22 protein-coding genes are annotated in these 26,711 nt (G+C 72.2%); 16 read left to right on the top strand and 6 right to left on the bottom strand.

Annotation, left to right across the window (positions count from 1 at the left end):
* Window positions 1-283 precede the first annotated feature (283 nt).
* Complete coding sequence (locus PJ985_RS16175) at window positions 284-3,718, top strand: DNA polymerase III subunit alpha (protein ID WP_271684470.1); 3,435 nt, start codon at window positions 284-286, stop codon at window positions 3,716-3,718.
* Window positions 3,715-4,728: a DNA polymerase Y family protein gene (locus PJ985_RS16170; RefSeq protein ID WP_271684469.1), complete on the top strand. Its 1,014-nt coding sequence runs from the start codon at window positions 3,715-3,717 to the stop codon at window positions 4,726-4,728. The genes PJ985_RS16175 and PJ985_RS16170 overlap by 4 nt, the downstream gene beginning before the upstream one ends.
* A gap of 81 nt (window positions 4,729-4,809) precedes the next feature.
* Here the strand turns inward: PJ985_RS16170 and PJ985_RS16165 are convergent, their stop codons facing one another.
* Window positions 4,810-5,685 (bottom strand): aminoglycoside phosphotransferase family protein, encoded by an 876-nt coding sequence (locus PJ985_RS16165; RefSeq protein ID WP_271684513.1) that lies wholly within the window; start codon window positions 5,683-5,685, stop codon window positions 4,810-4,812.
* A 205-nt stretch (window positions 5,686-5,890) separates the two neighbouring features.
* On the bottom strand, window positions 5,891-6,892 hold the full coding sequence (locus tag PJ985_RS16160; protein WP_271684468.1) for a lytic polysaccharide monooxygenase auxiliary activity family 9 protein: 1,002 nt from the start codon (window positions 6,890-6,892) through the stop codon (window positions 5,891-5,893).
* 269 nt (window positions 6,893-7,161) lie between these two features.
* Between PJ985_RS16160 and PJ985_RS16155 the strand changes: the two genes are divergently transcribed.
* The 4 genes from PJ985_RS16155 to PJ985_RS16140 all read left to right on the top strand — a co-directional run bounded on the left by PJ985_RS16155 (window position 7,162) and on the right by PJ985_RS16140 (window position 9,570).
* Window positions 7,162-7,542, top strand: coding sequence for a GntR family transcriptional regulator (locus PJ985_RS16155; RefSeq protein ID WP_443033499.1), 381 nt, complete (start codon window positions 7,162-7,164; stop codon window positions 7,540-7,542).
* A gap of 243 nt (window positions 7,543-7,785) precedes the next feature.
* Window positions 7,786-8,583, top strand: coding sequence for a hypothetical protein (locus PJ985_RS16150; protein ID WP_271684466.1), 798 nt, complete (start codon window positions 7,786-7,788; stop codon window positions 8,581-8,583).
* A gap of 135 nt (window positions 8,584-8,718) precedes the next feature.
* Window positions 8,719-9,153: an SRPBCC family protein gene (locus PJ985_RS16145; protein WP_271684465.1), complete on the top strand. Its 435-nt coding sequence runs from the start codon at window positions 8,719-8,721 to the stop codon at window positions 9,151-9,153.
* Window positions 9,154-9,306: 153 nt separating this feature from the next.
* Complete coding sequence (locus PJ985_RS16140) at window positions 9,307-9,570, top strand: hypothetical protein (RefSeq protein ID WP_271684464.1); 264 nt, start codon at window positions 9,307-9,309, stop codon at window positions 9,568-9,570.
* A 42-nt stretch (window positions 9,571-9,612) separates the two neighbouring features.
* Here the strand turns inward: PJ985_RS16140 and PJ985_RS16135 are convergent, their stop codons facing one another.
* Both PJ985_RS16135 and hmgA read right to left on the bottom strand, forming a co-directional pair.
* Window positions 9,613-10,368, bottom strand: coding sequence for a GntR family transcriptional regulator (locus PJ985_RS16135; RefSeq protein WP_271684463.1), 756 nt, complete (start codon window positions 10,366-10,368; stop codon window positions 9,613-9,615).
* Window positions 10,369-10,404: 36 nt separating this feature from the next.
* Window positions 10,405-11,709: a homogentisate 1,2-dioxygenase gene (hmgA, locus tag PJ985_RS16130; RefSeq protein WP_271684462.1), complete on the bottom strand. Its 1,305-nt coding sequence runs from the start codon at window positions 11,707-11,709 to the stop codon at window positions 10,405-10,407.
* Between the two features lie 190 nt (window positions 11,710-11,899).
* On the opposite strand from hmgA, the gene PJ985_RS16125 reads away from it, so the two are divergent.
* The 4 genes from PJ985_RS16125 to PJ985_RS16110 are packed head-to-tail and all read left to right on the top strand — an operon-like array spanning window position 11,900 to window position 16,312.
* A complete protein-coding gene (locus PJ985_RS16125) occupies window positions 11,900-13,960 on the top strand; it encodes a right-handed parallel beta-helix repeat-containing protein (protein ID WP_271684461.1) in 2,061 nt (686 codons plus the stop codon).
* A 29-nt stretch (window positions 13,961-13,989) separates the two neighbouring features.
* Window positions 13,990-14,379, top strand: a complete 390-nt coding sequence (locus PJ985_RS16120; protein ID WP_271684460.1) for a hypothetical protein — start codon at window positions 13,990-13,992, stop codon at window positions 14,377-14,379.
* Entirely contained in the window at window positions 14,376-15,680 is a 1,305-nt protein-coding gene (locus PJ985_RS16115) for a hypothetical protein (protein WP_271684459.1), read from the top strand. Before PJ985_RS16120 ends, PJ985_RS16115 begins: the two co-directional genes overlap by 4 nt.
* 53 nt (window positions 15,681-15,733) lie before the next feature.
* On the top strand, window positions 15,734-16,312 hold the full coding sequence (locus tag PJ985_RS16110; RefSeq protein WP_271684458.1) for a TetR/AcrR family transcriptional regulator: 579 nt from the start codon (window positions 15,734-15,736) through the stop codon (window positions 16,310-16,312).
* Between the two features lie 86 nt (window positions 16,313-16,398).
* Here the strand turns inward: PJ985_RS16110 and PJ985_RS16105 are convergent, their stop codons facing one another.
* Complete coding sequence (locus PJ985_RS16105; RefSeq protein WP_271684457.1) at window positions 16,399-17,736, bottom strand: hypothetical protein; 1,338 nt, start codon at window positions 17,734-17,736, stop codon at window positions 16,399-16,401.
* Window positions 17,737-18,119: 383 nt separating this feature from the next.
* Between PJ985_RS16105 and PJ985_RS16100 the strand changes: the two genes are divergently transcribed.
* Together PJ985_RS16100 and PJ985_RS16095 are read left to right on the top strand one after the other, a co-directional pair.
* A complete protein-coding gene (locus PJ985_RS16100) occupies window positions 18,120-19,538 on the top strand; it encodes an aldehyde dehydrogenase family protein (protein WP_271684456.1) in 1,419 nt (472 codons plus the stop codon).
* 43 nt (window positions 19,539-19,581) lie between these two features.
* Window positions 19,582-20,667 carry an alcohol dehydrogenase catalytic domain-containing protein gene (locus PJ985_RS16095; protein WP_271684455.1) on the top strand — a complete coding sequence of 362 codons (1,086 nt, stop codon included), beginning with the start codon at window positions 19,582-19,584 and terminating at the stop codon, window positions 20,665-20,667.
* A gap of 79 nt (window positions 20,668-20,746) precedes the next feature.
* On the opposite strand, the gene PJ985_RS16090 is transcribed toward PJ985_RS16095, so the two are convergent.
* On the bottom strand, window positions 20,747-21,421 hold the full coding sequence (locus PJ985_RS16090) for a TetR/AcrR family transcriptional regulator (protein WP_271684454.1): 675 nt from the start codon (window positions 21,419-21,421) through the stop codon (window positions 20,747-20,749).
* Between the two features lie 102 nt (window positions 21,422-21,523).
* Between PJ985_RS16090 and PJ985_RS16085 the strand changes: the two genes are divergently transcribed.
* The 4 genes from PJ985_RS16085 to PJ985_RS16070 all read left to right on the top strand — a co-directional run bounded on the left by PJ985_RS16085 (window position 21,524) and on the right by PJ985_RS16070 (window position 26,652).
* Window positions 21,524-22,684, top strand: a complete 1,161-nt coding sequence (locus PJ985_RS16085; RefSeq protein WP_271684453.1) for an acyl-CoA dehydrogenase family protein — start codon at window positions 21,524-21,526, stop codon at window positions 22,682-22,684.
* A gap of 169 nt (window positions 22,685-22,853) precedes the next feature.
* Window positions 22,854-23,498, top strand: a complete 645-nt coding sequence (locus tag PJ985_RS16080) for a TetR/AcrR family transcriptional regulator (protein WP_271684452.1) — start codon at window positions 22,854-22,856, stop codon at window positions 23,496-23,498.
* Window positions 23,499-23,590: 92 nt separating this feature from the next.
* Complete coding sequence (locus PJ985_RS16075; RefSeq protein WP_271684451.1) at window positions 23,591-25,258, top strand: SPFH domain-containing protein; 1,668 nt, start codon at window positions 23,591-23,593, stop codon at window positions 25,256-25,258.
* On the top strand, window positions 25,255-26,652 hold the full coding sequence (locus tag PJ985_RS16070; RefSeq protein WP_271684450.1) for an SPFH domain-containing protein: 1,398 nt from the start codon (window positions 25,255-25,257) through the stop codon (window positions 26,650-26,652). The genes PJ985_RS16075 and PJ985_RS16070 overlap by 4 nt, the downstream gene beginning before the upstream one ends.
* Window positions 26,653-26,711 lie beyond the last annotated feature (59 nt).

The raw sequence follows: 26,711 nt of genomic DNA, 5'->3' as shown, positions 1-26,711 counted from the left end.
TACGCCGCTCCGGTGAGTGACCGACGCTCCGCCGTCGCTGCTCCCCACCACCTGGAGGCCACCCCGATGGCGGAGGTGGCGCACGCCACCCGGGGGTCCGGGTCCGGTGCTGTCCGGAGCCAAGTGCCCCCGGCTCAGAGGGCGATCGAATTTCGCCACAGAGTGCATGTCTCACCCCACTGACCTGCTGATACCTCGTAGTCGCACAAATGTTCGATGGCTGGTTTATGGTGGGTGGGCGTTCGAGGTGTGACGGGTGGCGCGAAGAGGGCAGGAGGTAGATATGTCAGGTTTTGTGCACCTGCATGTGGCCTCCGGGCTCTCCCTCCGTTATGGGGCTTCGCACCCCGAGCGGCTGGCCGAGCGAGCCGCTGAACGGGGTATGGAAGCGCTGGCTCTGACCGACCGGGACACCCTCGGCGGTGCTGTGCGGTTCTCCAGAGCGTGCGCCGGGGCCGGGGTGCGCCCGGTCTTCGGGGTGGAGCTGGCGGTGGAGTCGCCCGCCGAGGAGGCCCGGGAAGCCGCGGCACGGCGCCCGGTGCCGGTGCGCGGCGGAGCCTTCACCGACGAGTCGGTGCCGCGCGCGGTCTTCCTGGCCCAGGAAGGCGCCGCCGGCTGGGCGCAGCTGTGCCGCCTGGTCACCGCGGCCCACGCGGGAGGCGGCGAGCCCGTGCTGCCCTGGCAGGAAGTGACCGGGGACGGGCTGATCGTTCTGCTGGGCCCCGCATCGGCGGTCGGGCGGGCACTGACCGCCGGCCGGCCGGACCGGGCGGCCCGGCTGCTCGGGCTCTGGCGCGAGAGGTGCGGGGACGCGCTGCGGCTGGAGGCCGTCGGCTCGGGGCCGCTGCGGACCGCGGCCCGGACCCTGCAGCTGGCCGCCGGGCAGGGCGTCACTCCGGTGCTCAGCAACGAGGCGCGCTACGCCGACCCGGGGCAAGGTCCGGTCGCCGATGTCCTGGACTCCGCCCGCAGGCTGGTGCCCGTCGACCCCCGCAAAGGGCTCGACAACGGGGACCGGTGGCTCAAGGACCCCGCGGGGATGGCGGCCTCCGCCGGGCGGATCGCCGAGGCGGCCGGCTACCGGCCGGAGGCCGCGCGGCGGCTGCTCGACCTCACCGCGGAGACGGCCGCGATGTGCCGGGTGGATCCCGAGGACGACCTGGGACTGGGCCGCGTGCACTTCCCCGAACCGCAGCTCGTCGGCGCCGGCCGGCGTACCGCGGACCGGGTGCTGCGCTCGCGCTGCGCGGCGGGCATGGTGCTCCGCGGATACGACCGGGACCCGAAGCGCTGGCACCGGCTCGAGCAGGAGCTGCGGATCATCGGGCAGCTCGGCTACGCCTCGTACTTCCTGACCGTCGCGAGCGTCGTCGACGACATTGCCGGACTCGGTATCCGGGTCGCCGCACGCGGCTCGGGAGCCGGATCGCTGGTCAACCACCTGCTCGGGATCTCCCAGGCCGACCCCCTCGAGCACGGCCTGCTGTTCGAGCGCTTCCTGTCCCCGCGCCGGGACGTGCTGCCGGACATCGACATCGACGTGGAGTCCGCCCGCCGGCTGGAGGCCTACCGGGCGATCTTCGCCCGCTTCGGCGAGGAGCGGGTGGCGACCGTCGCCATGCCCGAGACCTACCGGGTGCGGCACGCGATCCGGGCGGTGGGACTCGCGCTGGGCATGGACCCGGCCGAGACCGACCGGCTGGCCAAGGCGTTCCCGCACATCCGGGCCAGGGATGTCCGGAGCGCGCTCGCTGAGCTGCCCGAGCTGCAGGGCATCGACGCCGAGGCGTACGGGCCCCGGATGTGGGACCTGGTCGAGGCGCTGGACGGGATCCCGCGCGGGATGGCCATGCACCCCTGCGGGGTGCTGCTGTCGAACACCTCGCTGCGCTCCCGCGCGCCGGTGGTACCCACCAGCGGCGAGGGATTCTCCATGGTGCAGTTCGACAAGGACGACGTGGAGGACCTCGGGCTGCTCAAGCTGGATGTGCTGGGGGTACGGATGCAGTCCGCGATGGCCCACGCGGTCGGTGAGGTGGAACGCGCCACGGGCGAGCGGCTCGACCTGGACCGGGTGCCGCAGGGCGACCCGGGGACCTACCGGCTGATCCGCTCCTCCGACACCCTGGGGTGTTTCCAGATCGAGTCGCCAGGCCAGCGCGACCTCCTCGGACGGCTGCAGCCCTCCACTTTTCACGACCTTGTTGTCGACATATCGCTGTTCCGGCCCGGCCCGGTGGCCGCGGACATGGTGCGGCCCTTCATCGAGGCCAGGCACGGCCGGAAGCCCCCGCACTACCCGCACCCGGACCTGGAACCGGCGTTGCGCGAGACCTACGGGGTGGTGGTCTTCCACGAACAGGTCATCCGGGTACTGAGCACCATGACCGGCTGGGACCACGCGATGGCCGACGCGGCCCGCCGGGCGCTGGCAGACCGGGAGTGGCGGGAGAGGCTGCGGGCCCGGTTCCGCACCGCGGCCGAGGAACGCGGCTACCCGGCCGCGGTCATCGACCGCACCTGGGAGATCGTGGAGGCCTTCGGTGCCTATGGTTTCTGCAAGGCGCACGCGGTTGCCTTCGCCGTGCCCACCTACCAGTCCGCCTGGCTCAAGACACACCACCCGGCCGCCTTCTACGCCGGGCTGCTGACCCACGACCCGGGGATGTACCCCAAGCGGCTGCTGCTCGCCGACGCCCGGCGCCGCGGGGTGCCGGTGCTGCCCCTGGACGTGAACCGGTCAGCGGACACCTACCGCATCGAGCCGGTACCCGGAGGCAAGGACGCGGAGGCCGCGACGTGGGGACTGCGCCTCGCGCTCGGGGAGGTCCAGGGCATCACCGCGGACGAAGCCCGGCGGATCGCCGCCGGAGCCCCCTACGCCTCGCTGCCGGACCTGCTCGGCCGCGCCCGGCCCTCCAGGACCACCGCCGAACGCCTCGCCAGCGTCGGCGCACTGGACGCCTTCGGCGGCAACCGCCGGGACCTCCTGCTGCATCTGGCCGAGCTGCGCGGGCGGTCGCGCACCGCCGGCGCCCGCCAGGGACAGCTCATGCTGGACACGGACCCGGACACCGGGCCCGACCTGGCCGCTGCCACCGGGCTTCCCGACCTCGACCGGGACGAGCGACTCGGTGCCGAGCTGGGGATTCTCGGCCTGGACGCCTCCCGTCACCTGATGTCCGACCACCACGACTTCCTGCGGGAACTGAACGTGCTGACGGCCCGCAGTCTGCGGCAGGCCCGGCACGGGGAGACGGTCCTGGTCGCCGGTGCCAAGGCCGCCACCCAGACCCCGCCGATCCGGTCCGGCAAGCGCGTCGTCTTCACCACCCTGGAGGACTCCACCGGGCTGATCGACTGTGCCTTCTTCGACGACAGCCACGGCGCCTGCGCCCACACGCTCTTCCATTCCTGGCTGTTGCTCGTGCGCGGAGTGGTCCAGCGCCGCGGTCCGCGCGCCTTCAGCGTGGTCGGCGCCGCCGCCTGGGACCTCGCCGAGCTCGTCGAGCTGCGTCGCACCGGTGGCCTGGACGCGGTTGCCGCCCGGCTGGCGGAGCCCATGGGAGCCGCTCGGGCCGGTCCGGACCGGCGGATCGAGATGTCCACCGGCTACACTCTCCACCCCTGGGCCGATCTGCGACCGGCCGGCGACTCCGGTCAGCCGCCCCGGCACGGCCGCCGGATGTGGCACTCCAGCCCCGGGAGTGCGGGATGACCGCCGGCGAACACCACGGGCATGTGCTGTACGTGCGCTTCGACGGCTGCTCCGAGGAGGTGTACCCCGCGCTGATCGGGCTGCTCCACGGCATCACCCCCGTGGTGCAGCCGGTGCCTCGCGACGCCGCGTTCGCCGATGTGCGGGGAAGCCTGCGCTACTTCGGGTGCGATGCTCTCCAGCTGGCCCAGCGGCTCCGGGTCCAGGCACTCGCCCGGTACGGCGCGGACTGCACCGTCGGGGTCGCGGGCAACCCTCTGCTGGCCCGGATGGCGGCCGAGGACGGACCGCCCGGTGCGGTCCGCCGGGTCCCGGACGAACCGGAAGCCGTCAGCGGCTTCCTGGCCGGCCGGCCGACGGTCGCGCTGCCCGGCGCAGGCCCTGCGACGGTCCGCACGCTCACCCACTACGGGCTCGGCCGGATCGACGCGGTCGCCGCCGCACCCCCCGCCACTCTGCAGCGGATCCTCGGCGCGGCCGCCGGCCGCCGTATCCACGATCTGGCCCGCGGGATCGACCCCACGCCGGTCACCCCGGCCGCGCTGCCGCGTTCGGCGTCGGCGGAGCACCGTTTCGGCCACGACGAGCTCGATCCGGTCATGCGCCGCCGTGCCCTCCTCGCTCTCGCCGACCGGCTGGGCTACCGGCTGCGCGGTGAGGAGCGGACGGCCCGGACCCTGACGCTCACCGTCCGCTATGCCGACCGCTCCGTCACCACGCGCAGCCGTTCGCTCGCCGAGTCCACCGCCCACACGCCCGAGCTGGCCGCCACCGCCTACGCGCTGCACGACGGCCTGGGCCTGCAGCGGGCCCGGGTGCGCGCGCTCACGCTGCGCGCAGAAGGCCTCGTGGCGGCCCGGCATGCCACCCGGCAGCTGTCCCTCGACCCCGCGGACGAGCGGCGCCGACGTGCTGAGGCAGCCGCGGACCGGGCCCGCGGCCGGTTCGGCGGCGGAGCCGTTGGCCCCGCCGCCGCCCACCCTCCGCCGGGCACCGCCGGAGCCGCGTGACGCCGATCGACGTGTCCGAACACGGCGGGGGACCCGCCGGCATGGGCCTGCGGTGCTCCTTCGCCGGGCCGGGATACGGCATCAGCGGGACAGAGCGAGTAGTTCGTCGATCACCGGCTCTGGACCGTCATAGGTGAGGTGTGCGATGGCTGCCATGGGTGCGATCACTCGGCTCCAGGTGTACAGCCGGTCCCCATCGAGCCCGCAGGTGGTCGCCACCCGCTGGCAACGGGCCTCGACACCCTCTTGTCCGGCACCCGCCACCACGTAGTCGACGGCGTCGAAGCACGGGTCACCCACACATGCCTTGGGGTCGATCGCGATCAGACCGCGCGACGGGCCGCCGTCCAGGACGTTGCCGAGGTGCAGATCACCGTGCAGCAACACGAGCCTGGCCTGACTGTCCAGCAACCTCTCACAGCGCCGTATCGCCCGCTGCCACGCGGCCTGGTCGATCCGTGTGCCGATGGCCGGCTCGGACAGCCGCCGGCCGATCCGGACGAAGGCTTCGTCGAACCGACCGCGCAGATCCAGTGGCCAGTGCGCGGGTGGGGCCACGGCGTGCAGCGCGGCAAGCAGCTCTCCCCACTGCTGCGGCAATGACGCCTGCGGCATGTCCTCGGCCTCGGTGCCGGGCAGGACCTCCTCCAACACCATCGCCCCGGCCTCCGCGTCAGCAGACAATACGGCCGGCACCCGACCCGACGGCGCGAACACGCGCAGCATCTCCACCTGCTTGGTCAACAGCACCCGATCCCAACTGAGTTTGAGGACCGCTGGCGTTCCGTCAGGCCATCGACAGCGAAAGACGACAGAGGAGGCTCCACTCTCGAACAGCTCACCGAGCACGAAACCCCACCGCGTGGCCAGCCGCGCAGCGAGGTTCGGAACCTCAGCGAGCCAACCCTCGGCCTCGGGGCCGAATCGACCAACCAACCGCGCGCCGACCTCTTCCATGTTCACCCCGATAGCTTGCACCTCGAACTGCCGCCATGCACAGACATATCGACGCCGCTCCGGGGGACGGCATGCCTCGCCGCAACGCGACACCGCAGGGACTCTCACCCCTCGCGCAAAGCGACGTCCCGACCGTGGACAAGGCGGTGCCGCCGCTTCCCCGAAGGTGGGGGACGGGAAGCGGCGGCACCGGGTCAGGGGGCGGTCAGGCGCGGGGACGGGCCGCGGCGCGGCGGCGGAGGCTCGTGAACACCAGCCCCGCACCGGCAGTCAGAGCGGCGGCGCCACCGGCGGCCAGCAGCACGGTGGTGCTCTCACCGCCCGTCCTCGCGAGGGAGGGCTCCTCCTCGGTGGCGCCCTGCGGGGCGGGCTCGTTTCCCGCGGGTGAGGCCAGGTTCTCCGGGCCGGACTCCGCAGGGTCCTTGGCTGCCCCGCCCCGGTCGTCCGCGCCGCCACCGGCATCCTTCCCGGGCTCGTCGTGGTCTCCGTGGTCCTCAGGGCCGGCGGCGTCCGCGCCGGTCCCGGGCTCCGCCGCAGGCGCTCCGGCCGGCTGAGCGCCTGCGGCGGAGCCGCCGCTGTCCCCGCCGAGGACGACGTCCGAGCAGGTGTAGAAGGCCTCCGGACTGTCGGAGCGCTGCCACACGCTGTAGATCAGATGGCGGCCCTCCCGCTCGGGGATCTCCATGCCGAAGACGTAGGCGCCTTCCTCCAACGGCGGATCGGTGACCTCGCCGAAGGACTCCAGGTCCGCCCAGCGCAGCGGCTGCGTCGGGTCGTACCCCTCCCGCGTGATGAACAGCTCGAAGGACCCGGTGTGCGGCGCGCTGGCCGCGTACCGGAAGGTGTGGGAACCGCTGCTGAGTTCGGTGGCCGGCCAGTCGGCGCGGGGCTGGTCGAGCCCTGCGTACTTGTCGCGGCCCGCGCTGCACAGTGTGCCGTCCGGAATGAGGTCGCGGTGCCGTCCGTCGGCGTTCGCGAGGTTGACTTCGTTCCAGTCGTAGAGGGGCTGCGTGCCGCCGATGGCCACCATTTCCTTGCAGGCGTCCGACTGCGGGTTCTCCGGACCCTCCTGGTGGCACGTCGAGATCCGGCTGACCGGGTTGTCCATCGACCCGTGCGCTGCGGCGGGGACGGCTGCCATCAGGCTGAGCGCCAGTGGGGCGACGGCGAGGGCGCCGACAGTGGCTGCCTTGCGACGGACGGTCATGGGGGGAGTCTCCTTCGGCTGGGACGAATGCCGGCGGGCCGGGAGCCGGTCCCGGCTGGACACCGGCTCCGCGAACTTCGCCCGACGTCTTGGACGTTAGCCGCGCTCACCAGGGATTTCGGCCCTCCGAGGGCTCGCGGGACGATCCTTATGGTCCTCTTAAGGAAGGGCTCACGAGCGGTTAAGAACAGCCGGCCGGGGAGCGCGGAGTCCGCCGTTCCGGTGCGCACGGACGGCCCGCGGCCCGGCACCGTTCTGCGTCCGGCACAATCGGCCGGGTGAAGGTCACCATTGATCAGCAGATCCCGACCGCGCCGTACGAGCAGCTGCGCGCCCAGATCGCCCGACAGGCCAGGGAAGGGACGCTGCCGGCCGGTTACCGGCTGCCGACCGTGCGCGGCTTCGCGGGGGAGTTGGGGCTCGCTGCCAACACGGTTGCCAAGGCGTACCGTGCCCTGGAGGCCGACGGAGTGATCGAGACCCGAGGCCGCAACGGTACGTTCATCGCCGCGGTGGGGGGCGCCGCCGAGCAGGAGGCGGTGACCGCTGCCCTGGAGTTCGCCCGGCGCGCCCGCCGTCTCGGTCTGGACCGTGACGCGGCGCTCACCGCGGCGGAGGACGCCGTCCGGGCGGTCTACGAGGCCCCCTGACCCTTCCGAGCCGCCCCGCTCTCCGTGCACGGCGGGTGCGGCACCTGGCTGGGGCCGCACCCGGCCGGGGTGATTTTCGTTTGGCGGGGCAGCCGATTTCCTCCGCCGGCGCGAGGAGCAGGCCGCGCGCTCGGAACGGCCCAGACAGTTGCCGACCTCGGGCAGCTCGGCACCGTCACGCACATCGAACCATCAAGCACGCGCTGACTGTGGTCTCCGGACCCCCGTGCAACACTGCGGCACATGTCCCTCGCCGATCTCCGTCTTGCCCAGTGGCGGTCTGTCGACCGGCCGGCCGCACACCGCATCGCCTCCGAGGCCGCGGAGCTGGTCGGGGGGCGCGTGACCGCCGTCGAAACCGTTGAGCACCTCAACGCCCCACTGCATCGTGTCCGGATCGAGCGGAATGATCAGGAATTCGCGCTGATACCCGGCGGCACGGTGGTGCTCGGCTTCGATCTCGACGCCTGGCAGCCGACGCCCGAGCAGGCTGCCGATTTCGCGGAGAGCCTGGGTCACGGCTTCGGCCGTGGTCCCGACCTCCGGGCGCACCTCGCCCACGTGCTCAGCCCACGCCGACGTGTCACCCTGGCCACCGTGCTCATGGCCGTGGAGGCCGAGGACCTGACCGGACTACCCGCCGACACTCCGGCCGTGCTCGCGGCTCGCGGCCTGCGGATGCCGAGCTCGGACGAGTGGGAGCACGCCTGCGGAGCCGGTGCCACCACGCTCTTCCGGTGGGGCAACACCTGTCCCCTCGACCGTACCCCCACCGGCGATCACTCCGGGCCGCACAAACAGCTGAACGCCTTCGGCCTGCGGATCGCCCACAACACCTACAGTTCGGAATTGACCAGCGACGTCACCGCAGTACACGGTGGTGACGGCGGCGAGTCGGTATGCGGCGGCTACGGCTGCATGTTGGCCTGGCTGCCCCTGGCCACCGCCAACCGCAACCCTTCCATGGTCGAGTTCGTGTACGGCCCGGACGGAGAAGACCTCTGCGAGGGCTTCTCCACCCGGCCTGTGCTGACGCTCTGAGCCTGCGGCCGGACGGGCCCCCCGCGCACCACGGAGACGTCAGCACCGCACCGGTCCGACCCGCGCGGGCGGCCTGTCAGGCGTGTCGGGACGGGGCACGGCACTACCTGCGGATCCCTGGCCTACGATCACGTGGTGGCTCATTTCCGCGTGGCGCGTCAGTCGTCACTGTCCCCGGCCGAGGCATGGCAGCGGCTCACGGACTGGCCGCGGCACGGCGCCCACGTACCGCTGACCGAGGTCACCGTCGAGCCGCCCGGGCCGACGCGCCCGGGCACACTGGTCGTGGCACGCACCGGGATCGGCCGGCTCGCGTTCGACGATCCGATGGAGGTCGTGCGCTGGGACCCGCCCCTGGGCGATCGTCCGGGCACGTGCCGACTGGAGAAGCGCGGCTCGGTGGTCGAGGGGTGGGCGGACATCGAGGTGTCCTCCCGTAACGGCCGGTCACAGGTCGTATGGAGCGAGGACGTACGGGTGCGGAAGCCCTTGCGGCTGTTCGACGCGCCCGTGGCCTGGTCGGGGCGCCTGCTCTTCGGCCGTCTGGTGAGGGCTCTCCTCAAGGAGTAGGACCGAGCCGCGACCCGGTGCTCGCGAGGGCCGGAGTATGGGCCAACACCGTTGTGGGCAGGCTGATTACAGAGGCCGGAATACCCATGGGTTGCGTCCGGGCGTTAGGGTTACTGTGCCCGCACCGGGTGCCCTCGTACGGGTGGGAGAGTCATGGAGCAGATAACAGCGCGCAGCAGGCCCCGAGTGCCTGCTGTCAACTGCGGGAGCGGTTCCTCCGGTTCGCGGCTGGACCGTCACCTCAGCGTGCTCTCCGGCCCGGCCGTGCCCCAGCGTGAAGCCGACGAGGCGACCATGCTGATGCGTGAGCTGACCAGGCGTGACACACAGCGCACCGCCGCCGCGAGGGGAGCGCAGGTTCTGCTGTTCGCTCCGCTGCGGCGACTGCGCCGCACACTGTTCGGCGGGCGCGGCTGACCGGCCGGTACGACGACGTGACCGGGGTCGCCGCCCTTCTTTTCACTGCGGGGCGGCGTCCACGGACACGGCGAAGGAGAATCGGTCGCCCCGGTAGTGGATCCGCACCACATCCACCGCGCGGTCCTTCTCGTCGTAGGCGATGCCCGTGCAGTGCAGGATGGGACTGAGCAACGGCACGTCGAGGAGCTGGGTCGTCTGCGGATCGGCGAGCCGCGCCTGCACCGTGTTCGCGATCCTGGTGACGGTCACGCCGGCGCGGTCCCGCAGTATCTTCGTCATCGGCCAGCGCTTCAGGTCCGCCGGGTCGAGGCGCTCCGCCACCTCCGCGGGGAGCAGGTTCTCCGCCCAGTTGGAGGGTTCGCCGCTGGTCCGGTCGCAGCGCAGCCGGCGGAAGCTGATGACCTCGGAGAGCCCGGGAAAATACTCGGCGAGCTCGGGGGGCACCGGCACGGGCCCGTGGCCGAGCAGCGTCGTCACGTCTCCGGACTGCTGGGCCACGATGGCGTCCACGGAGCCCAGCAGCCGTACCGGCGCCCCGCGGCGGACGTCCGGTTCGATGAAGGTCCCCCGGCGGCGGTGCCGGCTGATCAGCCCTTCGGTCTCCAGCTCCTTGAGGGCCTGCCGCATGGTCAGGACGCTCACCCCGTAGTGCTCGGCGAGCTGTTCCTCGGTCGGCAGGCGCAGGGGTGCCTCCCGGGCACGGCCGAGTATGGAAGCTCGCAAGGACTGCGACACCTGATACCAGAGCGGCAGCTTCCGGTTCAGCTCGAGTGAGTCGGGAGCGAAAACGGTCACGGCTGGCCCTCCGGACGACGAGGCGAGGAGATGGCTTCAGAGACTGAAGTTGCGTGCAAGACCATCCCACACCTGGTCGTACCCGTGCTGCAGCTGTCCACCGGAGCGCGCCTGCTCGGTGAGGGTCACCGGCCAGCGGGTTTCGAACATGAAGGCGAGGCCGTCGTCGGTCTTCTGCGGCACGAGGTCGGCGGCGCTTGCCCGGTCGAAGGTCTCCCGGTCGGGGCCGTGCGCCGACATCATGTTGTGCAGCGAGCCGCCGCCGGGGCGGAAGCCCTCGGCCTTGGCGTCGTAGGAGCCGCTGATCAGGCCCATGTACTCGCTCATCACGTTGCGGTGGAAGTACGGCGGGCGAAAGGTGTCCTCGCCGACCAGCCAGCGGGGAGCGAAGACCACGAAGTCGATGCCGGCCAGCCCCGGGGTGTCGGAGGGCGAGGTGAGCACCGTGAAGATCGAGGGGTCGGGGTGGTCGTAGCTGATGCTCCCCAGCACGTTGAAGCGTCGCAGGTCGTAGAGGTAGGGCACGTGGGTGCCGTGCCAGGCGACGACGTCCAGCGGCGAGTGGCCGTAGGTGGCCGCCCAGAGGTTCCCGCAGAATTTGTTGATCACCTCCACGGGCCGTTCGATGTCCTCGTAAGCGGCTGACGGCGCCAGGAAGTCGCGGGCGTTGGCCAGCCCGTTCGCGCCGACCGGGCCGAGGTCCGGCAGCACGAACGGACGTCCGTAGTTCTCGCAGACGTATCCCCGGGCGGTGCCGTCCGGCAGGTCCGCGCGGAAGCGCACCCCGCGGGGGATCAGCGCGATGTCACCCGGGGTCGCCCGGATGATCCCGAACTCGGTGTGCAACTGCAGCGTGCCGTGCTCCGGGACGATCAGCAGCTCACCGTCGGAGTTGCTGAACACCCGGTCCCGCATGGAGGTGTTGGCGGCGTAGAGATGGATGGCCAGGCCGCTGCGCTGCCGGATGTCGCCGTTTCCGCCCAGGGTCCGGAGCCCGGTGATGAAATCGGTGTCCGGCGCGGGCTCGGGCAGTGGGTCCCAGCGCAGCCGGTTGGGGTCGGGCTCGGTCTCCGTGAACGGCGCGCCGCGCAGCCCTCCGTTGGCGATCCGGGCGAACGGAGGATGCACCGCGGAGGGCCGGATGCGGTAGAGCCACGAGCGCCGGTTCTGTGCCCGGGGTTCGGTGAAGGCGCTGCCGCTCACCTGCTCGGCGTACAGCGCCAGCGGAGGGCGCTGCGGCGAATTCTGCCCGACCGGGAGCGCGCCGGGGACGGCCTCGCTGCTGTGCTCGTTCCCGAAGCCCGGAGAATACGCAGGCTTCCCGGGGTGCTCGCTGCTCATGTCGGTAGCTCCCGCCGCTCAACTAATCCTGTACTGAACCATAGGAATGAATACGGGGCGCGTCAACGACTCCGACGGAGCGGCCCGCCTTCCGGTTGCATTTCTCCTTTGGCGGCCGGGTGATCCGGGCGAATCTTCTTTCGGTGCGCGCGGGGATCACAAAAGATGAACATTGCTCTACTCTCGGCGCATGCTGAGCCTCCGGAGGGTCCTCACCGTTCTGGCCGCACTGACCGCCGTCCTGACCGGCGCCACTCCCGCACTTGCCCACGACGAACGGGAGGTGGACTTTCCCGACGGCACGCACGGCGTACCGCAGTACCGGGAGGAGGATCCCGACCTCCTGGTGTGCAAGACCGATCCGGGCGACTTCGCCGACCGGATCGCGGGTTTCCCGGCTCCGCTGCGCGAACGGAACGAGCAGCTCTTCGCGCGCTGTACGGAGGAGGGATTCCGGCATCTCCAGGAGGCGGTGAACGCCGTCGAGGAGCCGGGGACGACCATCGCGCTGCTGCCGGGGGAGTACCACGAGGAGCCCTACCGGGCCGAGCCCACCGGCGCCTGCGCCGAACTCGACGCCCCCACTTCCCGGTTCGGGGTGACCGAGTACCAGGTGCTGACCTGGGAACAGCAGCTCCAGTGCCCGCACAACCAGAATCTGGTCGCCGTTCTCGGAATCGAGGACCTGCAGATCGAGGGCACCGGAGCCGGCCCCGAGGACGTCGTCATCGACGCCGGGTACACCAAGCTCAACGCGATCCGGGCCGACCTGGCCCACGGAATCTACCTCCGCAACCTCACCGCCCAGCGGACCCTGTTCAACGCGGTCTACATCCTGGCCACCGACGGCTTCGTGATCGACCGGGCGACCGGCCGGTGGAACGAGGAGTACGGATTCCTCACCTTCGCCAGCGACAACGGCCTCTACACCGGCTGCGAGGCATACGGCAACGGCGACTCCGGCATCTACCCGGGAAGCGCCTCCGACATCAACGCCGGAGTCGACGGATACGAGGTGGAGCGCTACGCGATCGAGATCACCGGCTGCCGGTCCCACCACAACATGGTGGGCTATTCCGGCACCGCGGGTAACTCCGTGTGGGTGCACGGCAACGAGTTCGACCACAACCAGGCCGGTGCCTCCATGGACAGCGTCTTCCCCGGACACCCCGGCCTGCCGCAGAACCACGCGCTGTTCGAGAACAACCTGATCCACACCAACAACCAGAACTACTACGGTCACGTCCGGGACGGCACCTGCTCCCTGCCGGTCGCGGAGCGGGGCTACGAGGACGGAGTGGTCTGTCCGGCGGTCTCCATGCCGCCCGGCACCGGCATCATCACCGCCGGAGGCAACTGGAACCTGTTCCGCGGCAACCATGTGTACGGACACCAGCGCACCGGGTTCTACCTCACTTCCGCACCCGCGTTCCTCCGGGAGGAGACCGCGCTCGGCAAGCAGGCCGACACCTCGCACCGCAACCGCTACGACGACAACGTCCTCGGCCTGACCCCGGACGGCGAGGCCCGCCCCAACCGGCTCGACGCCTGGTGGGACGGCCAGGGACGGAACAACTGCTGGCAGTCCGGCACCGGCAGCAGCAACCCTCCGGTACTCCCGGTCTGCGGGGACGGCCCCACGGAGGTGTCCGGCAGCTCCCACCGGCTGATCGGCGAGCCGGCCAAGATGGCCCACCAACTGGTCTGCGCCGGCTACGACATCGGCACCGCCACCGTGCCGGCCGGCTGCGACTGGTACGGCGCCCGCGGCATCGAACGTGTGGAGACCCAGCTCGCGCTCGCCGTCAGCGTCCTCCTGGCCGCGGTCGGCGGCATGCTGTGGCGGCGCCGTCTGCGGCACAGCCGGACCGCGGCGACGGCGGCCGCCCTCGGCGCCGCGGGTCTGGTGCTGAACGTCGTCGGGGCGACCGGCTCCTGGGCCCACACCGCCGTGGTACCGCTGGCCCTCCTGCTGCTCGGCCTGTGGTGGACGGGCACCGGCCTGGCGCTGCGCGGGACACGGCCCGCTTTCGCCTGGACGACCCTCGCGCTCGGTGGTCTCGCCCTGCTCGACGCCTTCGACAAGTCCGTGCTGCTGGTGCCCTGGCTGCCGGTGAGCCCGGCCTGGCTGCAGCTTCTCCTGGGCCTGGTCTGGGTTGTCTGGGCGGTCGTCGTCGCCGCCCGTGAACCGTCCGCTCCACGCTCCGGGCCCGCCGCGGAGCAGCGCGAGCCCGCCGTGTCCGGCGCGTGAACCCGGCCCGCCGGAGGACGGGTTCACGCGTGCGGCGCGGCGTCCGCCGCCGTCCGGTCGCCGTCGCCGGCCTGCTGTGCGCAGCGGGCCTGGCAGCCGTCGGGTGCGGCGGCGACTCAGGTGGGCCGGAGCCGGCCACCGGCTCCGGCGGGCCGGGCTCCGTCACCATGGAGATCACCGTCAGCGGCCGTACCGTCGAGCCGCCTCCCGGCCGGACCGCTGTGCCGCGGGGCGCCGAGGTCACGCTGCACGTGACGGGAGACACCGCGGACGAGGTGCACGTGCACGGCTACGACCGGCTCGCCGAACTGCACCCCGGCGAGCGGACCACGCTCTTCTTCACCGCCGACCGGACCGGGCTGTTCGAGGTCGAGACGCACGGCAGCGGCCTCGTCCTCACCCAGCTGGAAGTACGGTGACGCCGATCGCCCACGGCATCGGCGGACAGCACGACCTGCCGCTCTCCCCGTTCTACGCCTTCGCCGGTGCTTTCGCCGCCCTGCTGGTCTCCTTCCTGGCGCTCGGCCTCCTGTGGTCCCGCTCGCGGTTCCGTGGAGACCTGGCCGGACGCCCCCTGCCGCCGGCCCTCCAGCGCGCGGCGGACGCCCCTCTCACCCGCAAGCTGCTGCGCGCCCTCGGCCTGGCCGCCTACCTCCTCACACTGGCCGCAGCCCTCTTCGGCAGCCCCGACCCGCAGGCGAACCCCGCCCCGGGACTGCTGTACGCGGTGCTCTGGGCCGGCCTCGTCCCCGTGTCGCTGCTGCTCGGCCCGGTATGGCGGCTGCTCGACCCGTTGCGCACCCTGCACGCCCTGGCCTGCCGCGCCACGGGACGGGACGCCTCCGCGGGCCGCCGGGAACTGCCGGACGGGCTCGGCCACTGGCCCGCTGCCGCAGGGCTGCTCGCCTACGCCTGGACCGAGCTGGCCTCCCCGGACGCCACCGCACCGGCCACCGTCGCGGCGTTCCTGGTGGGCTACAGCCTCGCCCAGCTCGCCGGAGCGGCCCGCTACGGCGACCGATGGTTCGACCGCTGCGACGCCTTCACCGTCTACTCCGCCCTCATCGGCAGCCTCGCCCCGCTCGGCCGCCGCCACGACGGCCGGCTGGTGCTGCGCCTCCCGTTCCACGGACTCGACGCCATTCCCCGCGTCCCCGGACTGACCGCGACCGTCTGTGTGCTGCTCGGCGCCACCGGCTACGACGGCTTCACCAGTGCGCCGCTGTGGGTGCGGACCGTGCAGTCCGGCCCACTGGACCCCACGCTGATCCGCACGCTCGGCCTGCTGGCCACCATCGCCCTGGTCGCGCTGGTGCACGGCGCGTGCACCACGGCCGCCCGGCGGATCGCCGGACGGACCGGCGACCTGCCGGGCCTGTTCGCCCACGCCCTGGTCCCGGTCGCGGTCGGGTACCTGATCGCGCACTACCTCACGCTGCTGCTGTCCGAGGCCCCGCGCACCGTCGTGCTGCTCGCCGACCCGTTCGCCACCGGCGCCGGCACTGCTGTCCCGGCGTCCGCCGCGCTTCCGGGCGCCGGCACGGTTGCCGCGACGCAGGTCCTGGCGATCGTGCTCGGCCATGTCGGGGGAGTGGTCGCCGCCCACGACCGGGCGGTGCGTCACTTCCCGGCCGAGCGGGCTCTCGCCGGTCAGATTCCGCTGCTCGTGCTGATGATGTGCTACACCCTGGGTGGCCTGACGCTGCTCTTCCTCGGCTGACCGGGCAGGATGGACCCGTGCAGAGCCCTTCATCCTCCTTGCGCCGGAGACCCGTGCAGCAGCGCAGCGCCGACCGGCTCGACCGGATCCTGGACGCCTGCGCCCGGGTTCTGGACGAGAGCGGATACGAGGCTCTGACCACGCGGGGGGTCGCCGTCCGGGCGGACGTTCCGATCGGTTCGGTGTACCGCTTCTTCGCGGACAAGCGGGCCATGGCCGAAGCCCTCGCCCGGCGCAACCTGGACGCTTACACCGCACAGGTGGAGAACCGGCTGCGAGGGCTTCCCGGCGACGGCTGGCGTGCCGGGCTCGACGTGTGCTTCGACACGTACGTCGACATGAAGCGCACCGTACCCGGCTTCATCCTTCTCGACTTCGGGCCGCCGGACGGCCGGGACACCGGAGAGGTCAACCGGCGGGTCGCCGAGCAGTTGCACGGCCTGCTGACGGGCCACCTGGGACGGGACCCGTCCGGTGGCCGGCTCGCGCTGGCCTGCCTGGTCGGCGTGCACGCGGCTGACGCGCTGCTGGGTCTCGCGTTCCGCACCGACCCGGAGGGCGACCAGGCGCTCATCGCCGAGACCCGGGCGCTGCTGCGCACCTACCTGGCCGACGTGCTCGACCGGCAGTGACGAGGAGGTCCGCGGTGATCCCGAGGGTGAGGCCGGGCCGCCGGCCTCACCCGCTCAGCGCGGCCGGGGAGCGGCCGGGCACCCGGTCAGCAGCCCCCGCCGGGTACCCGTTCCGCCCGTGCCCGGGCACGGGCCAGCAGCCCGGCCACCCCCCGGCGCCTGCGGTGCGGGTGCAGCATCCGGCACATCCGGCGCAGGGCGTCCTCCACCTCCCCGGAGCGCAGCCCCACCGGGCTGTGCGTCAAGCGCAGCCAGGCGGCGCACGCCTCGTCCAGACGGCCGGTGCGCAGGAGCAGTTCCGCGGACCGTGCGTGGGTCAGCGCCCGCCCCCGCACGTCGGTGTCCGCCCGGGCCGCGGTGGACCGGTGCAGCGCGGCCAAGGCGCCGGACATGTCCCCCAGCGCATCGAGGGCGCGCGAGACCTGGAAGTGCAGAGCCGCCTCCGGGTAGGCGGCGAACGGGCCGGCGGCACCGCTCGCCCGCTCGGTGGCATGTTCCGCGCCGGAGATCGCGGCCAGGGCACCGCGCCGGTCACCGACCCGGCCCAGGACGACGGCGAGCTGCGCCTGTACGTAAGCCTGCTGGGCCGGGGGCCGGGCCGGCGCGGCCCCTGCTGCGGCCTCGGCGAGCCGGAGGGCGGAGGGCAGCTGGCCGAGCCGCTCCGCCTGGGTGCTCATCGCCCGCAGCACCACGCTCCAGGTCTGCCGGTCCCCGGCCTCCGCGGCCAGCAGGTGGGCGCAGGTGAAGTACTGCTGGGCAAGCCCCTGCCGCAGCCCGTCCTGGTACATCCGGGCGAGCAGGAAGGCCAGCCGGGAGGCAGCCGTCATCAGCTCGCGGCGCACCGGCCCGAGTCCGGGGGAGCGCAGCAGCGGGAACACCTCACCGGCAAGGTGGGCGGAGAGCGTGCTCCGGTCGGGCCGGCCGCCGTGAGCGTTGAACGAGGCGGCGAAGCGCCGGGCGGTGTCGTGCAGGGCGAGGACGGTCTCGCGGTGGGGGACGGGCCCGCCGCCGGGTTGCCGCGCCGGCTGCCGAGCGGGGAGTGCGGGCACTGCCGCGTCGAGGGCCCGGTAGGGCCGCTGGAGCGGCTCGCGGCAGTGGGGATCCGCGGTGGAACGGGACAGGGCGAGGAAGCGGCCGACCGGGTCCTGAGTTCCCGGCTCAGGGGTTGCCGCCTCGAAGCCCGCGGTCTCCGGGCGGACGAGCCGCCCGGTGCGCCGGGACAGAGCCTCCGCGACGAGGCTCGGGACCGGGGCCCGCGGCTCGGTGCCGGCCAGCCAGTGGGCGACAGCCGTGCGGTCGTATCGCAGTGCGAGGCCTGTCTCACCGCCCAGGGTGTTGACCGCGCGGGCCAGGCGCTCCTGGGTCCAGCCGGCCTCTCGCAGGAGCCCGCGCAGCAGATCGTTGGGGGCGCGGCGTGGTGACATCCCCCCTTGCTCTCACAGCTGCGGAGGCTGCGGCAGAGGCGCACGGGCGCATCCGCGCGGTGGACGTGCCCCTCGTTCACGCCCTCGGGTTATCTTTCGGGCAACCGCCCGATTCCTGGTGGCCCGCCGGGTCGCCCGTGTCCTCCCCGGCCAGAGGGCCGGCGATTCCTCGGAGGTGGCCGATGAACGACCCCCGCTTGTACGTCACCGCCCCGGCACCGGCCGTGGCCTCACCGGCCCCGGCCGCCCGGCAGCGGGCGCTCCGGGCGGGCCCTCGGCCGGGCTGCGGGAAGAGGGTGCCCGAAGAGGGAGGCGGGCCGGAAGTGAGACACGGCACCCCCCTCGTTGCTGACACCTCAAACTAGCGGCGCTAGTTTGTGCGTATGCAGCCACACGACGGAATGTTCATCGACGGCGGCTGGCGGCCGGCCGTCGGCACCGATGTGATCGACGTACGGAATCCGGCGACCGAACAGGTCATCGGGGCGGTGCCGGCCGGGACCGCGGAGGACGTGGACGCGGCGGTGCAAGCGGCCCGTGCGGCCCTCCCCGGGTGGGCGGCCACCGCCCCCGGGGAGCGGGCCGCGCGCATCGCGGCGCTGCGTGACGCACTCGCCGCCCGGCAGGAGGAGATCGCCGAAACCGTCACCGCCGAGCTGGGCTCGCCGATCGGCTTCTCCCGGAAGGTGCACGCGGGAGTGCCCGTAGCGGTGGCCGGCAGCTACGCCGGGATCGCCGCGGAGTTCCCCTTCGAGGAGCGGGTCGGCAACTCCCGGGTGTTCCAGGAACCCGTGGGAGTGGTGGGCGCCATCACGCCGTGGAACTACCCGCTCCACCAGATCGTCGCGAAGGCCGCGCCGGCCCTCGCCGCGGGATGCACGCTCGTGCTCAAGCCCGCGGAGGACACTCCGCTGGTCGCCCAGCTCTTCGCGGAGGCTGTCCAGCAGGCCGGGGTGCCCGCCGGCGTCTTCAACCTGGTCACCGGCCGCGGCACGGTCGCGGGGGCTGCCCTGGCCGGACATCCTGACCTGGACCTGATCTCCTTCACCGGCTCCACCGCTGTCGGCCGCCGCATCGGGGCGGCGGCGGGCGGCGCGGTCAAGCGGGTGGCCCTGGAGCTCGGCGGCAAGTCCGCCAATGTCATCCTGCCCACCGCCGACCTGGCCAGGGCGGTCAGGACGGGCGTCGCCAACGTCATGGGCAACTCCGGTCAGACCTGCAGCGCATGGACCCGGATGCTGGTGCACACCGACCAGTACGACGAGGCCGTGGAACGGGCCGCCGCGGCGGTCGCGACATACGTTCCCGGAGATCCCCGGCAGGACACCACCCGACTCGGCCCGCTGGTCAACGCCGCCCAGCGGGACCGGGTCAACGGCTACATCGTCCGCGGCACCGAGGAGGGCGCGACCGTGGTGGCGGGCGGCCCCGGCGCGCCCGACGGGCCGTCCACCGGCTACTACGTCCGGCCCACTGTCTTCGCCGAAGTCGGCCCGGACATGACGATTGCCCAGGAGGAGATTTTCGGGCCGGTGCTCTCCCTGCTGAGGTACCAGGACACCGAGGACGCGCTGCGCATCGCGAACGGCACGGTCTACGGACTGGCCGGTGCGGTGTGGGCCGGGTCCGAGGAGGAAGCGGTGGCTTTCGCCCGCCGGATGGAGACCGGCCAGGTCGACATCAACGGCGGGCGGTTCAATCCCCTGGCGCCCTTCGGCGGCTACAAGCAGTCGGGGGTGGGCCGGGAGCTCGGCTCCCACGGGCTGGCCGAGTTCCTGCAGACCAAGTCCCTCCAGCTCTGACACCTCTTCCGTCCCAGCCCCTCCGTCCCCAGGAGTCCACCGCATGGTCCGCGCCGCTGTCCTGCCCGCCGTCGGAGCCCCGCTGGAGCTTGCCGACATCGAACTCCCGGAGCCCGGGCCGGGCCAGGTCCGGGTCCGTCTCGCCGCCGCCGGGGTGTGCCACTCCGACCTCTCCCTGACCAACGGCACTCTGCGTCAGCCCGTACCGGCCGTGCTCGGACACGAGGGCTCCGGGACCGTGGTCTCCGTCGGTGAGGGAGTGACCTCCTTCACCGACGGGGACCGGGTGGTGCTCAACTGGGCGCCCTCCTGCGGGACCTGCGAGTTCTGCGGACGTCTCGCCGAACCCTGGCTGTGTGCGAACGCCAATGCCGCCACCACGCGGCCGTACGCCCGCACAGCTCAGGGAGCCGATCTCTATCCCGGGCTGAGCGTCGCCGCCTTCGCCGAGGAGACCGTCGTCCCCGAACGCGCCGTGCTGCCGCTTCCGGAGGGAGTGCCGCTCGTCGACGCGGCACTGCTGGGCTGCGCGGCCCTCACCGGCTACGGCGCCGTGCACAACTCCGCCCGGGTGCGTGCGGGCGAGACGGTGGCCGTCTTCGGCGTCGGCGGGGTCGGTCTCGCGGTGCTGCAGGCGGCCCGGATCGCGGGCGCGGCCCGCATCTTCGCGGTCGATGTCGCGCCGGAGAAGGAGCAACTCGCCCGGGGGGCGGGGGCCACCGACTACCTCGTGGCCTCGGAGGGCACCGCGAAGGAGATCCGCGGGCTCACCGGCAGGCTGGGCGTGGACGTGGCGGTGGAGTGCGTCGGCCGGGCCGTGACCATTCGTACGGCCTGGGAGTCCACCCGGCGCGGCGGGCGGACCACGGTCGTCGGCATCGGCGGCAAGGACCAGCAGGTGACGTTCTCGGCCCTGGAGATCTTCCACTTCGCACGGACGCTGTCGGGGTGCGTCTACGGCGACTTCGACACCGACCGGCATCTGCCGGTCCTGGCCGGGCACGTCCGGGACGGGCGGTTCGACCTGGGGGCGCTGGTGACCGAGCGGATCGGCCTGGACGGTATCCCCGCGGCGTTCGAGGCGATGCTGGCCGGCCGCGGCGGCCGGTCGCTGGTCGTCTTCGACTGACGGCTCCCGGTGCCGCGGTGGGCCTGTCCGGCCCGGGCCGGACAGGCCCACCGCGGACACCCGGCCCGGGCCGGAGGGCTCAGGGGCCGGACGGCTCCGGGGCCGGGGTGACCGCCGTGGTCCGGCCGGGTCCCTCGGCGTACTGCGCGATCAGCCCGTCCACCAGGGCGCGCAGGCCGGTCTCGAACGCGCCGTCGTCCACCTGCTGCTGATGCTCGGCCAGCAGGTGAGCCTGGTCGAGGTGCGGATAGTCCCGGGCGTAGAGCGCGGCGTCGTCGACGAAGCCGCGGGCGAACGAGCCGAGGGCCGACCCGGCCACGAAGTACCGCATGGCCGCACCGATGTGGGTGGCCTGTGCCCGGGACCAGCCCGCCCGGGTCATGGCGCCGAACACGGCGTCCGCCATCCGCAGCTGGCTGGGCCGGCGGCCGGGCCCCTGGGCGAGATACGGAACGATGTGCGGATGCGCACGGAGCGCCGCGCGGTAGGACCGGGCCCACTCCACCAGCGCGGCCGGCCAGGGGGAGCCGTTGTCGAACATGGCCACCTCGACAGGCGCGCAGACCGTGTCGGCGACCGCGTCCAGGATGTCGTCCTTGGTGCGGAAGTGGTGGTAGAGCGAAGGTCCGCTGACCCCGAGCTCCGCGGCCAGCCGCCGGGTGGAGACCGCCTGCAGACCTTCCGCGTCCACCAGCCGCAGAGCGGTGGCGACGATCCGGTCACGGGTGAGCAGGGGCTTGCGAGGACGGGCCATGGCACTCATAGTAGAGCCGACCACAGAAACTAGCACTGCTAGTTAAACTTGCGCGGCAGAGCTCGCCCGACCGTGCGACGAGGAAAGACGAAGAGGTGCGCCGTGGACCTTGCGCTGTCCCAGGAGCAGGCCGCCGTCCGCCGGCTGGCCAAGGAGTTCGTCGACCGGGAGATCGCTCCGCACGCCACGGAGTGGGACCGGGCGGAGAGCATCGACCGGTCCGTGGTCACCCAGCTGGGCGAGCTGGGTTTCCTCGGTCTGACCATTCCGGAGGAGTACGGCGGGTCCGGCGGCGACCACCTCTCGTACTGCCTGGTGACGGAGGAGCTGGGGCGGGGCGATTCCGCGGTCCGCGGTGTCCTGTCCGTGTCGCTGGGGCTGGTGGCGAAGTCCGTCGCCGCGTGGGGGAGCGAGGAGCAGAAGCACCAATGGCTGCCGGGCCTGTGCTCCGGTGAGGCCATCGGCTGCTTCGGCCTCACCGAGCCGGGCACCGGCTCCGACGCCGCACACCTCACCACCCGTGCCCGGCGTGCGGACGGGGCCACCGGGGACTGGGTCATCGACGGCACCAAGATGTTCATCACCAACGGCACCTGGGCCGATGTGGTGCTGCTCTTCGCCCGCACGGGGGAGGACCCCGGCCACCGGGGCGTCTCGGCCTTTCTCGTCCCGGCCGGCACCCCGGGGCTGACCCGCCGCGAGATCCACGGCAAGCTCGGTCTCCGTGGCCAGGCAACCGCGGAGCTGGTCCTGGAAGGGGTCCGGGTGCCGGACTCCGCCCGGCTCGGTCCGGAGGGCAAGGGTTTCTCCGTCGCCATGTCCGCGCTGGCCAAGGGGCGGATGTCGGTCGCCGCCGGCTGCGTGGGCATCGCCCAGGCCTGCCTCGACGCCGCGGTCGGATACGCGGGGCAGCGGGAGCAGTTCGGCACCCCGATCGCCGGTCACCAGCTCGTGCAGGAGCTGATCTCCGACATCGCCGTCGATGTCGCCGCCGCCCGGCTGCTCACCTGGCAGGTGGCCGACCACATCGAGCGCGGGCTTCCCTTCGACACCGAGGCGTCCGTCGCCAAGCTGTACGCGGGCGAGGCCGCGGTGCGTGCTGCCAACAACGCCCTTCAGGTCTTCGGGGGTTACGGCTACATTGATGAGTATCCGGTCGGCAAGCTGCTCCGCGATGCCCGTGTCATGACCCTCTACGAGGGCACCAGTCAGATCCACAAGCTGCTCATCGGGCGGGCGCTGACGGGAGTATCGGCTTTCTGAGCGGTGGCGGCGCGGTCTCCGGGTCGCGCTCTTCCGGCCCCCGCGGGGGTGAGGCGGAGCGCTGCCGGGCGGGGAGGCGCCCGGACGTCCGCGGCTCTCGGTGGCTAAGCGCCCGCTCAGGGACCCTGTATGGTGTTCGCCCGGTCGACAGAAGCGGGGCGAGTGACACATGGCGGCGAAGCAAGGGCCCGAGAGCGCGGTGGGGAACAGCGGGGAGGCGGCGGCCCCGGACACGGCCCAGCGGCTGCTGCAGGCGGCTGTGGAGGCGTTCGCCGAGCGTGGCTTCCACGCCACCACCACCCGGGACATCGCCGGCCGGGCCGGAATGAGTCCTGCGGCGCTCTACATCCACTACCGCACCAAGGAGGAGCTCCTCTTCCGGATCAGCCTGGTCGGCCACGAGCGGGCGGTGCGGATTCTGACCGAGGCGGCGCAGGGGGCCGGCGGGCCGGCGGAGCGGCTGGCCGTCGCGGTCTCCTCCTTCGTGCGCTGGCACGCCGAGCGCCACACCACCGCCCGGGTGGTCCAGTACGAGCTGACCGCGCTGGGGGAGGAGCACTACGCCGAGATTCTCACCCTGCGGCGGCGGACCGGCGAGATCCTGCGCGGGCTGCTGGAGGAGGGGGCCGCCACCGGCGATTTCCGGGTCGACGACGTCCGGGGCACGGCCCGTGCCGTGCTCTCTTTGTGCATCGATGTGGCAAGGTGGTTCGACGGCAGCGGTTCGCAGAGCCCCGACGAGATCGGCGCGCTCTACGCCGAGCTGGCGCTGCGCATGGCCGGCCGGTCACGTCCTGGTGACAAGGTCCGGTAGGCGCGCCCCCCGGCTGGCGCCCCGGGCCGCCGGCTGATGGGATCAGACCTGACCAGTGCGCGCCACGCGGGAAAAACCGGGAGGGGATGCTCATGTCGCTGAGGGACAACGTGCGGACTGCGGCCAGGTCGGTCGCCCAGGGCGGTGATCCTCGGGAGGCCGTCGGCGGATTGCTCCAGGAGCGGGCCGAGGGCATGGGCGGCGATCCCGAGGACTTCCTGGCCGCCCGGGATCAGGGCGCCTCGGTCGGCACCCGGATCGAGCAGCAGGAGACCTCGCTGAACGGCGCCGGGGAGGCGCTCAACCGCAGCTCGCTGGAGCGGAGCCGCAGCGGCTCCGTACATGTCATCTGTCCCATGGTGATCCCCCGCGGGCGCACCTTCATCACGATGCTCCCCGCGCTGCTGCTGATCGGTCTCGGTGCGGTGGCGAGCGCCGTCCTGCTCGCGGTCGGCGACGGCGGCACCCTGCTGCTCGACCCGGTCTTCGGCATCCATTACTGGCTCCTGGTGCTCGCCGCGACGGCCTTCATGTGGTGGCGGCAGGGCATGGTCATGGTGCCGGACGGCTGCCAGGCGCTGATCACCCGGTTCGGAAAGCTGGAGCAGGTGGTCGGCCCCGGCCGGGTCACCCTGTTGAACCCCTGGAAGCGCGTCTCGTACATCGTCAACACCACGCGCGAGTACCCGTACAACGCCCCGATCCGGGAGGCGCCGACGAAGAGCGGTGTGCAGGCCTCCATCGACCTGTTCGTGCAGTTCCGGATCAATGACCCGGTCGAGTTCATCTACACGCTCGGAGCGGTGCGCGGCTTCGAGGAGAAGCTGAACAACGCCGTCAGCGAGACCACCCGGAGCCTGATCTACGACCAGGAGGCCTCGGCCCTCTACGACATGGTGGGGGAGAACACCAACCGCCTGCTCGACCAGCTCAACCAGCAGTTCAGCCCGGCCGTGGAGCTGACGAACGCCAACATCACCCATGCGGAGCCCTCCAGCAAGGAGTACCGCATGGACCTGGCCGCGCCGGAGATGGTCCGCCTGGCCAAGGAGGCATACACCCACGAGTACGAGCTCCAGCTGCGCAAGGAGCACAACGAGGGCGATCTCACCAAGGAGCTCGCCACCCTCAACGAGACGCTCTCCTCCATCCAGGCCGACATCGCCCAGTACCAGGCGCAGATGGACACCGCCCTGGAACGGGAGACCAACCGCGCCCGCTCGGTGGCCCGGCAGCGCTTCGTGGAGGCGGAGAGCGAGGCCAACGCCAACGCCGCTCTGCTCGAGGCCCAGGCCCTGGACATCCGCGCGGTCAGCGCCGCCGCGGCTCCGGAGATCCTCAACTTCCGCTACCGGCATCATGTGCTCGACAAGCTCGAAGGAGTGTCCGAGCGGATGCCGCAGGTACTGAAGATCGGCGGCGGGGAATCCGCCACCGTCGACTTCCCTCGCATCGCCCGCGGACTCATCGGCGAGACCGGTGCCGAGCTCTTCACCGACGAGGACATGGCCGCCATCCGCAGCCGCCTCACGGAGATCTCCGCCCGGATCGCGGACCGCCAGGAGGAGATCGACGCCCTGCTCGCCAGGGAGCAGACCACCGTCCCGGCACCGGAGATCGACTCCACCGAAGGGGCCGGGGACGAGGCCATCGAGGCGATCCGCCAGTCGGTGTCCGAGGAGGCCATCGGTGAACGGCTGAACGACGCCACCGGCCCGGACGACTCCGGTACCGGCACGCAGCAGGAGGTCAGTGAATGAGCCAGCCGACGCCTGCCGACCGCGGCGGATCCACCATCCAGGAGGCCCTTGCCTCCTGGAGCGACGTCGCCCGGCTCCTCCGGGGCGGTGACAAGGGGGCGCTGGTCCCGGTCGTCATCCCGCGCAACACCCGCCGCACCAGCTGGGCGGTGCTGCTGTGGTTCGGCCTCTTCGCGCTGCTGTCCGGTGTGATGATGCTGATCAACGAGGCACAGGAATCGAGCACGCTCCCCGAGGCCGTCTACCGGGCACTCGCCGTCCCGACCTTCTTCGTCGGAATTCTCTGCCTGCTGCTCGGCGGGCTGTGGTGGTGGCGGTCCTCGATCGTGGAGATCGAGCAGGGCACCGCGGGTGTCCTGACCCGGTACGGAGCCGTCGTCGGGGCCCTCGACCCGGGTCGCCACTACCTGTGGCACCCCTGGTCCCAGGTGGACTTCGTGGTGGACACCTCGACCGAGATCCCGTACTCCGCACCGGTGGTGGCCTGCCCCACCAGGGAGAACGTGCCACTGAAGTCGATCGAGTTCTTCCTGAAGTTCCGCATCACCGACGCGATTCTCTTCGTGCGGACCATCGGCGCGGGCAATTTCGACCTGGTGCTCTCCAACGCGGTCCAGGACGCCATCAGGCAGCGTGGCCGTCAGGTCCGCACCGAGCAGGCCTACGACCTGCGCGGCTCCGACGTGGCGGACATGCAGGAGCTGCTCAACCGCCAGTTGCAGCGCTACGGGGTACGGATCACCGGCAGCAACATCCCCGACGTGCAACTGCCCACCCAGTATCAGAAGCACCTGGCCACCCGGGAGCGGGTCGCCAAGGAGAAGACCGCCTACGAGCAGGAGTGGGAGCTCACCCGCAAGCGGCGCATCGACAACCTGCTCATGGACATCGAGCGGTCCAAGAAGACCCGTGAGGCCAAGGTCATCGAGGTCAACGCGGCGCTGAACCAGGCCCGCAAGGACGTCGCCCAGATGCTCGAGGAGCAGGAGACCGAGGCACAGCGGGTGCGTTTCGAGATCGAGACCCGCGGGCGGACCGGGCTCTCCGCCGCGGAGAACGAGGCCAAGGCCCAGCAGCGGCTGGCTCCCGCCTACCGGGACAACCGCGCGGTGCTCGACTACGAGCTGGCCCGCCGACGGCTGGAGGTCGCCGCGACGCTGGCCGAGCACGCTCCGCAGCCCGTGGTGGTGCAGACCGACGGCAGCTCGGCGGACATGTCCGCGCTCTCCACTCTGCTCACCGCCCAGCTGCTGCCCCAGCTCGCCCGGCGCCGCGGCGGCGGGGCGGCGGGCGAGACCGTGCGCGCCCTCGGCGGCGAGGACGGCAGGCAGCAGGCCGAGGAGGCGCTGCGTCAGGCCCGCGGCGCGCTGTCCGACCGCCCGGACGAGGAGTGAACGCCGGCCGGGGGCGGCACCTCGAGCGCCGCCCCCGGCTCCCCTCCGGTTGTTCGCCC

This window comes from Streptomyces sp. ACA25, from assembly GCF_028200735.1.
GTDB lineage: Bacteria > Actinomycetota > Actinomycetes > Streptomycetales > Streptomycetaceae > Streptomyces.
Note: the sequence above shows the minus strand (reverse complement) of the source record. Positions and strands in the feature narration are given on the sequence as shown.

Excerpts from the sequence above, each read along its gene's own strand:
- PJ985_RS16175 (WP_271684470.1), top strand. The coding sequence starts at position 284 with ATGTCAGGTTTTGTGCACCTGCATGTGGCCTCCGGGCTCTCCCTCCGT.
- PJ985_RS16170 (WP_271684469.1), top strand. The coding sequence starts at position 3,715 with ATGACCGCCGGCGAACACCACGGGCATGTGCTGTACGTGCGCTTCGAC.
- PJ985_RS16165 (WP_271684513.1), bottom strand. The coding sequence starts at position 5,685 with ATGGAAGAGGTCGGCGCGCGGTTGGTTGGTCGATTCGGCCCCGAGGCC.
- PJ985_RS16160 (WP_271684468.1), bottom strand. The coding sequence starts at position 6,892 with ATGACCGTCCGTCGCAAGGCAGCCACTGTCGGCGCCCTCGCCGTCGCC.
- PJ985_RS16150 (WP_271684466.1), top strand. The coding sequence starts at position 7,786 with ATGTCCCTCGCCGATCTCCGTCTTGCCCAGTGGCGGTCTGTCGACCGG.
- PJ985_RS16140 (WP_271684464.1), top strand. The coding sequence starts at position 9,307 with ATGGAGCAGATAACAGCGCGCAGCAGGCCCCGAGTGCCTGCTGTCAAC.
- hmgA (WP_271684462.1), bottom strand. The coding sequence starts at position 11,709 with ATGAGCAGCGAGCACCCCGGGAAGCCTGCGTATTCTCCGGGCTTCGGG.
- PJ985_RS16125 (WP_271684461.1), top strand. The coding sequence starts at position 11,900 with ATGCTGAGCCTCCGGAGGGTCCTCACCGTTCTGGCCGCACTGACCGCC.
- PJ985_RS16105 (WP_271684457.1), bottom strand. The coding sequence starts at position 17,736 with ATGTCACCACGCCGCGCCCCCAACGATCTGCTGCGCGGGCTCCTGCGA.
- PJ985_RS16100 (WP_271684456.1), top strand. The coding sequence starts at position 18,120 with ATGCAGCCACACGACGGAATGTTCATCGACGGCGGCTGGCGGCCGGCC.
- PJ985_RS16095 (WP_271684455.1), top strand. The coding sequence starts at position 19,582 with ATGGTCCGCGCCGCTGTCCTGCCCGCCGTCGGAGCCCCGCTGGAGCTT.
- PJ985_RS16090 (WP_271684454.1), bottom strand. The coding sequence starts at position 21,421 with ATGGCCCGTCCTCGCAAGCCCCTGCTCACCCGTGACCGGATCGTCGCC.
- PJ985_RS16080 (WP_271684452.1), top strand. The coding sequence starts at position 22,854 with ATGGCGGCGAAGCAAGGGCCCGAGAGCGCGGTGGGGAACAGCGGGGAG.
- PJ985_RS16075 (WP_271684451.1), top strand. The coding sequence starts at position 23,591 with ATGTCGCTGAGGGACAACGTGCGGACTGCGGCCAGGTCGGTCGCCCAG.
- PJ985_RS16070 (WP_271684450.1), top strand. The coding sequence starts at position 25,255 with ATGAGCCAGCCGACGCCTGCCGACCGCGGCGGATCCACCATCCAGGAG.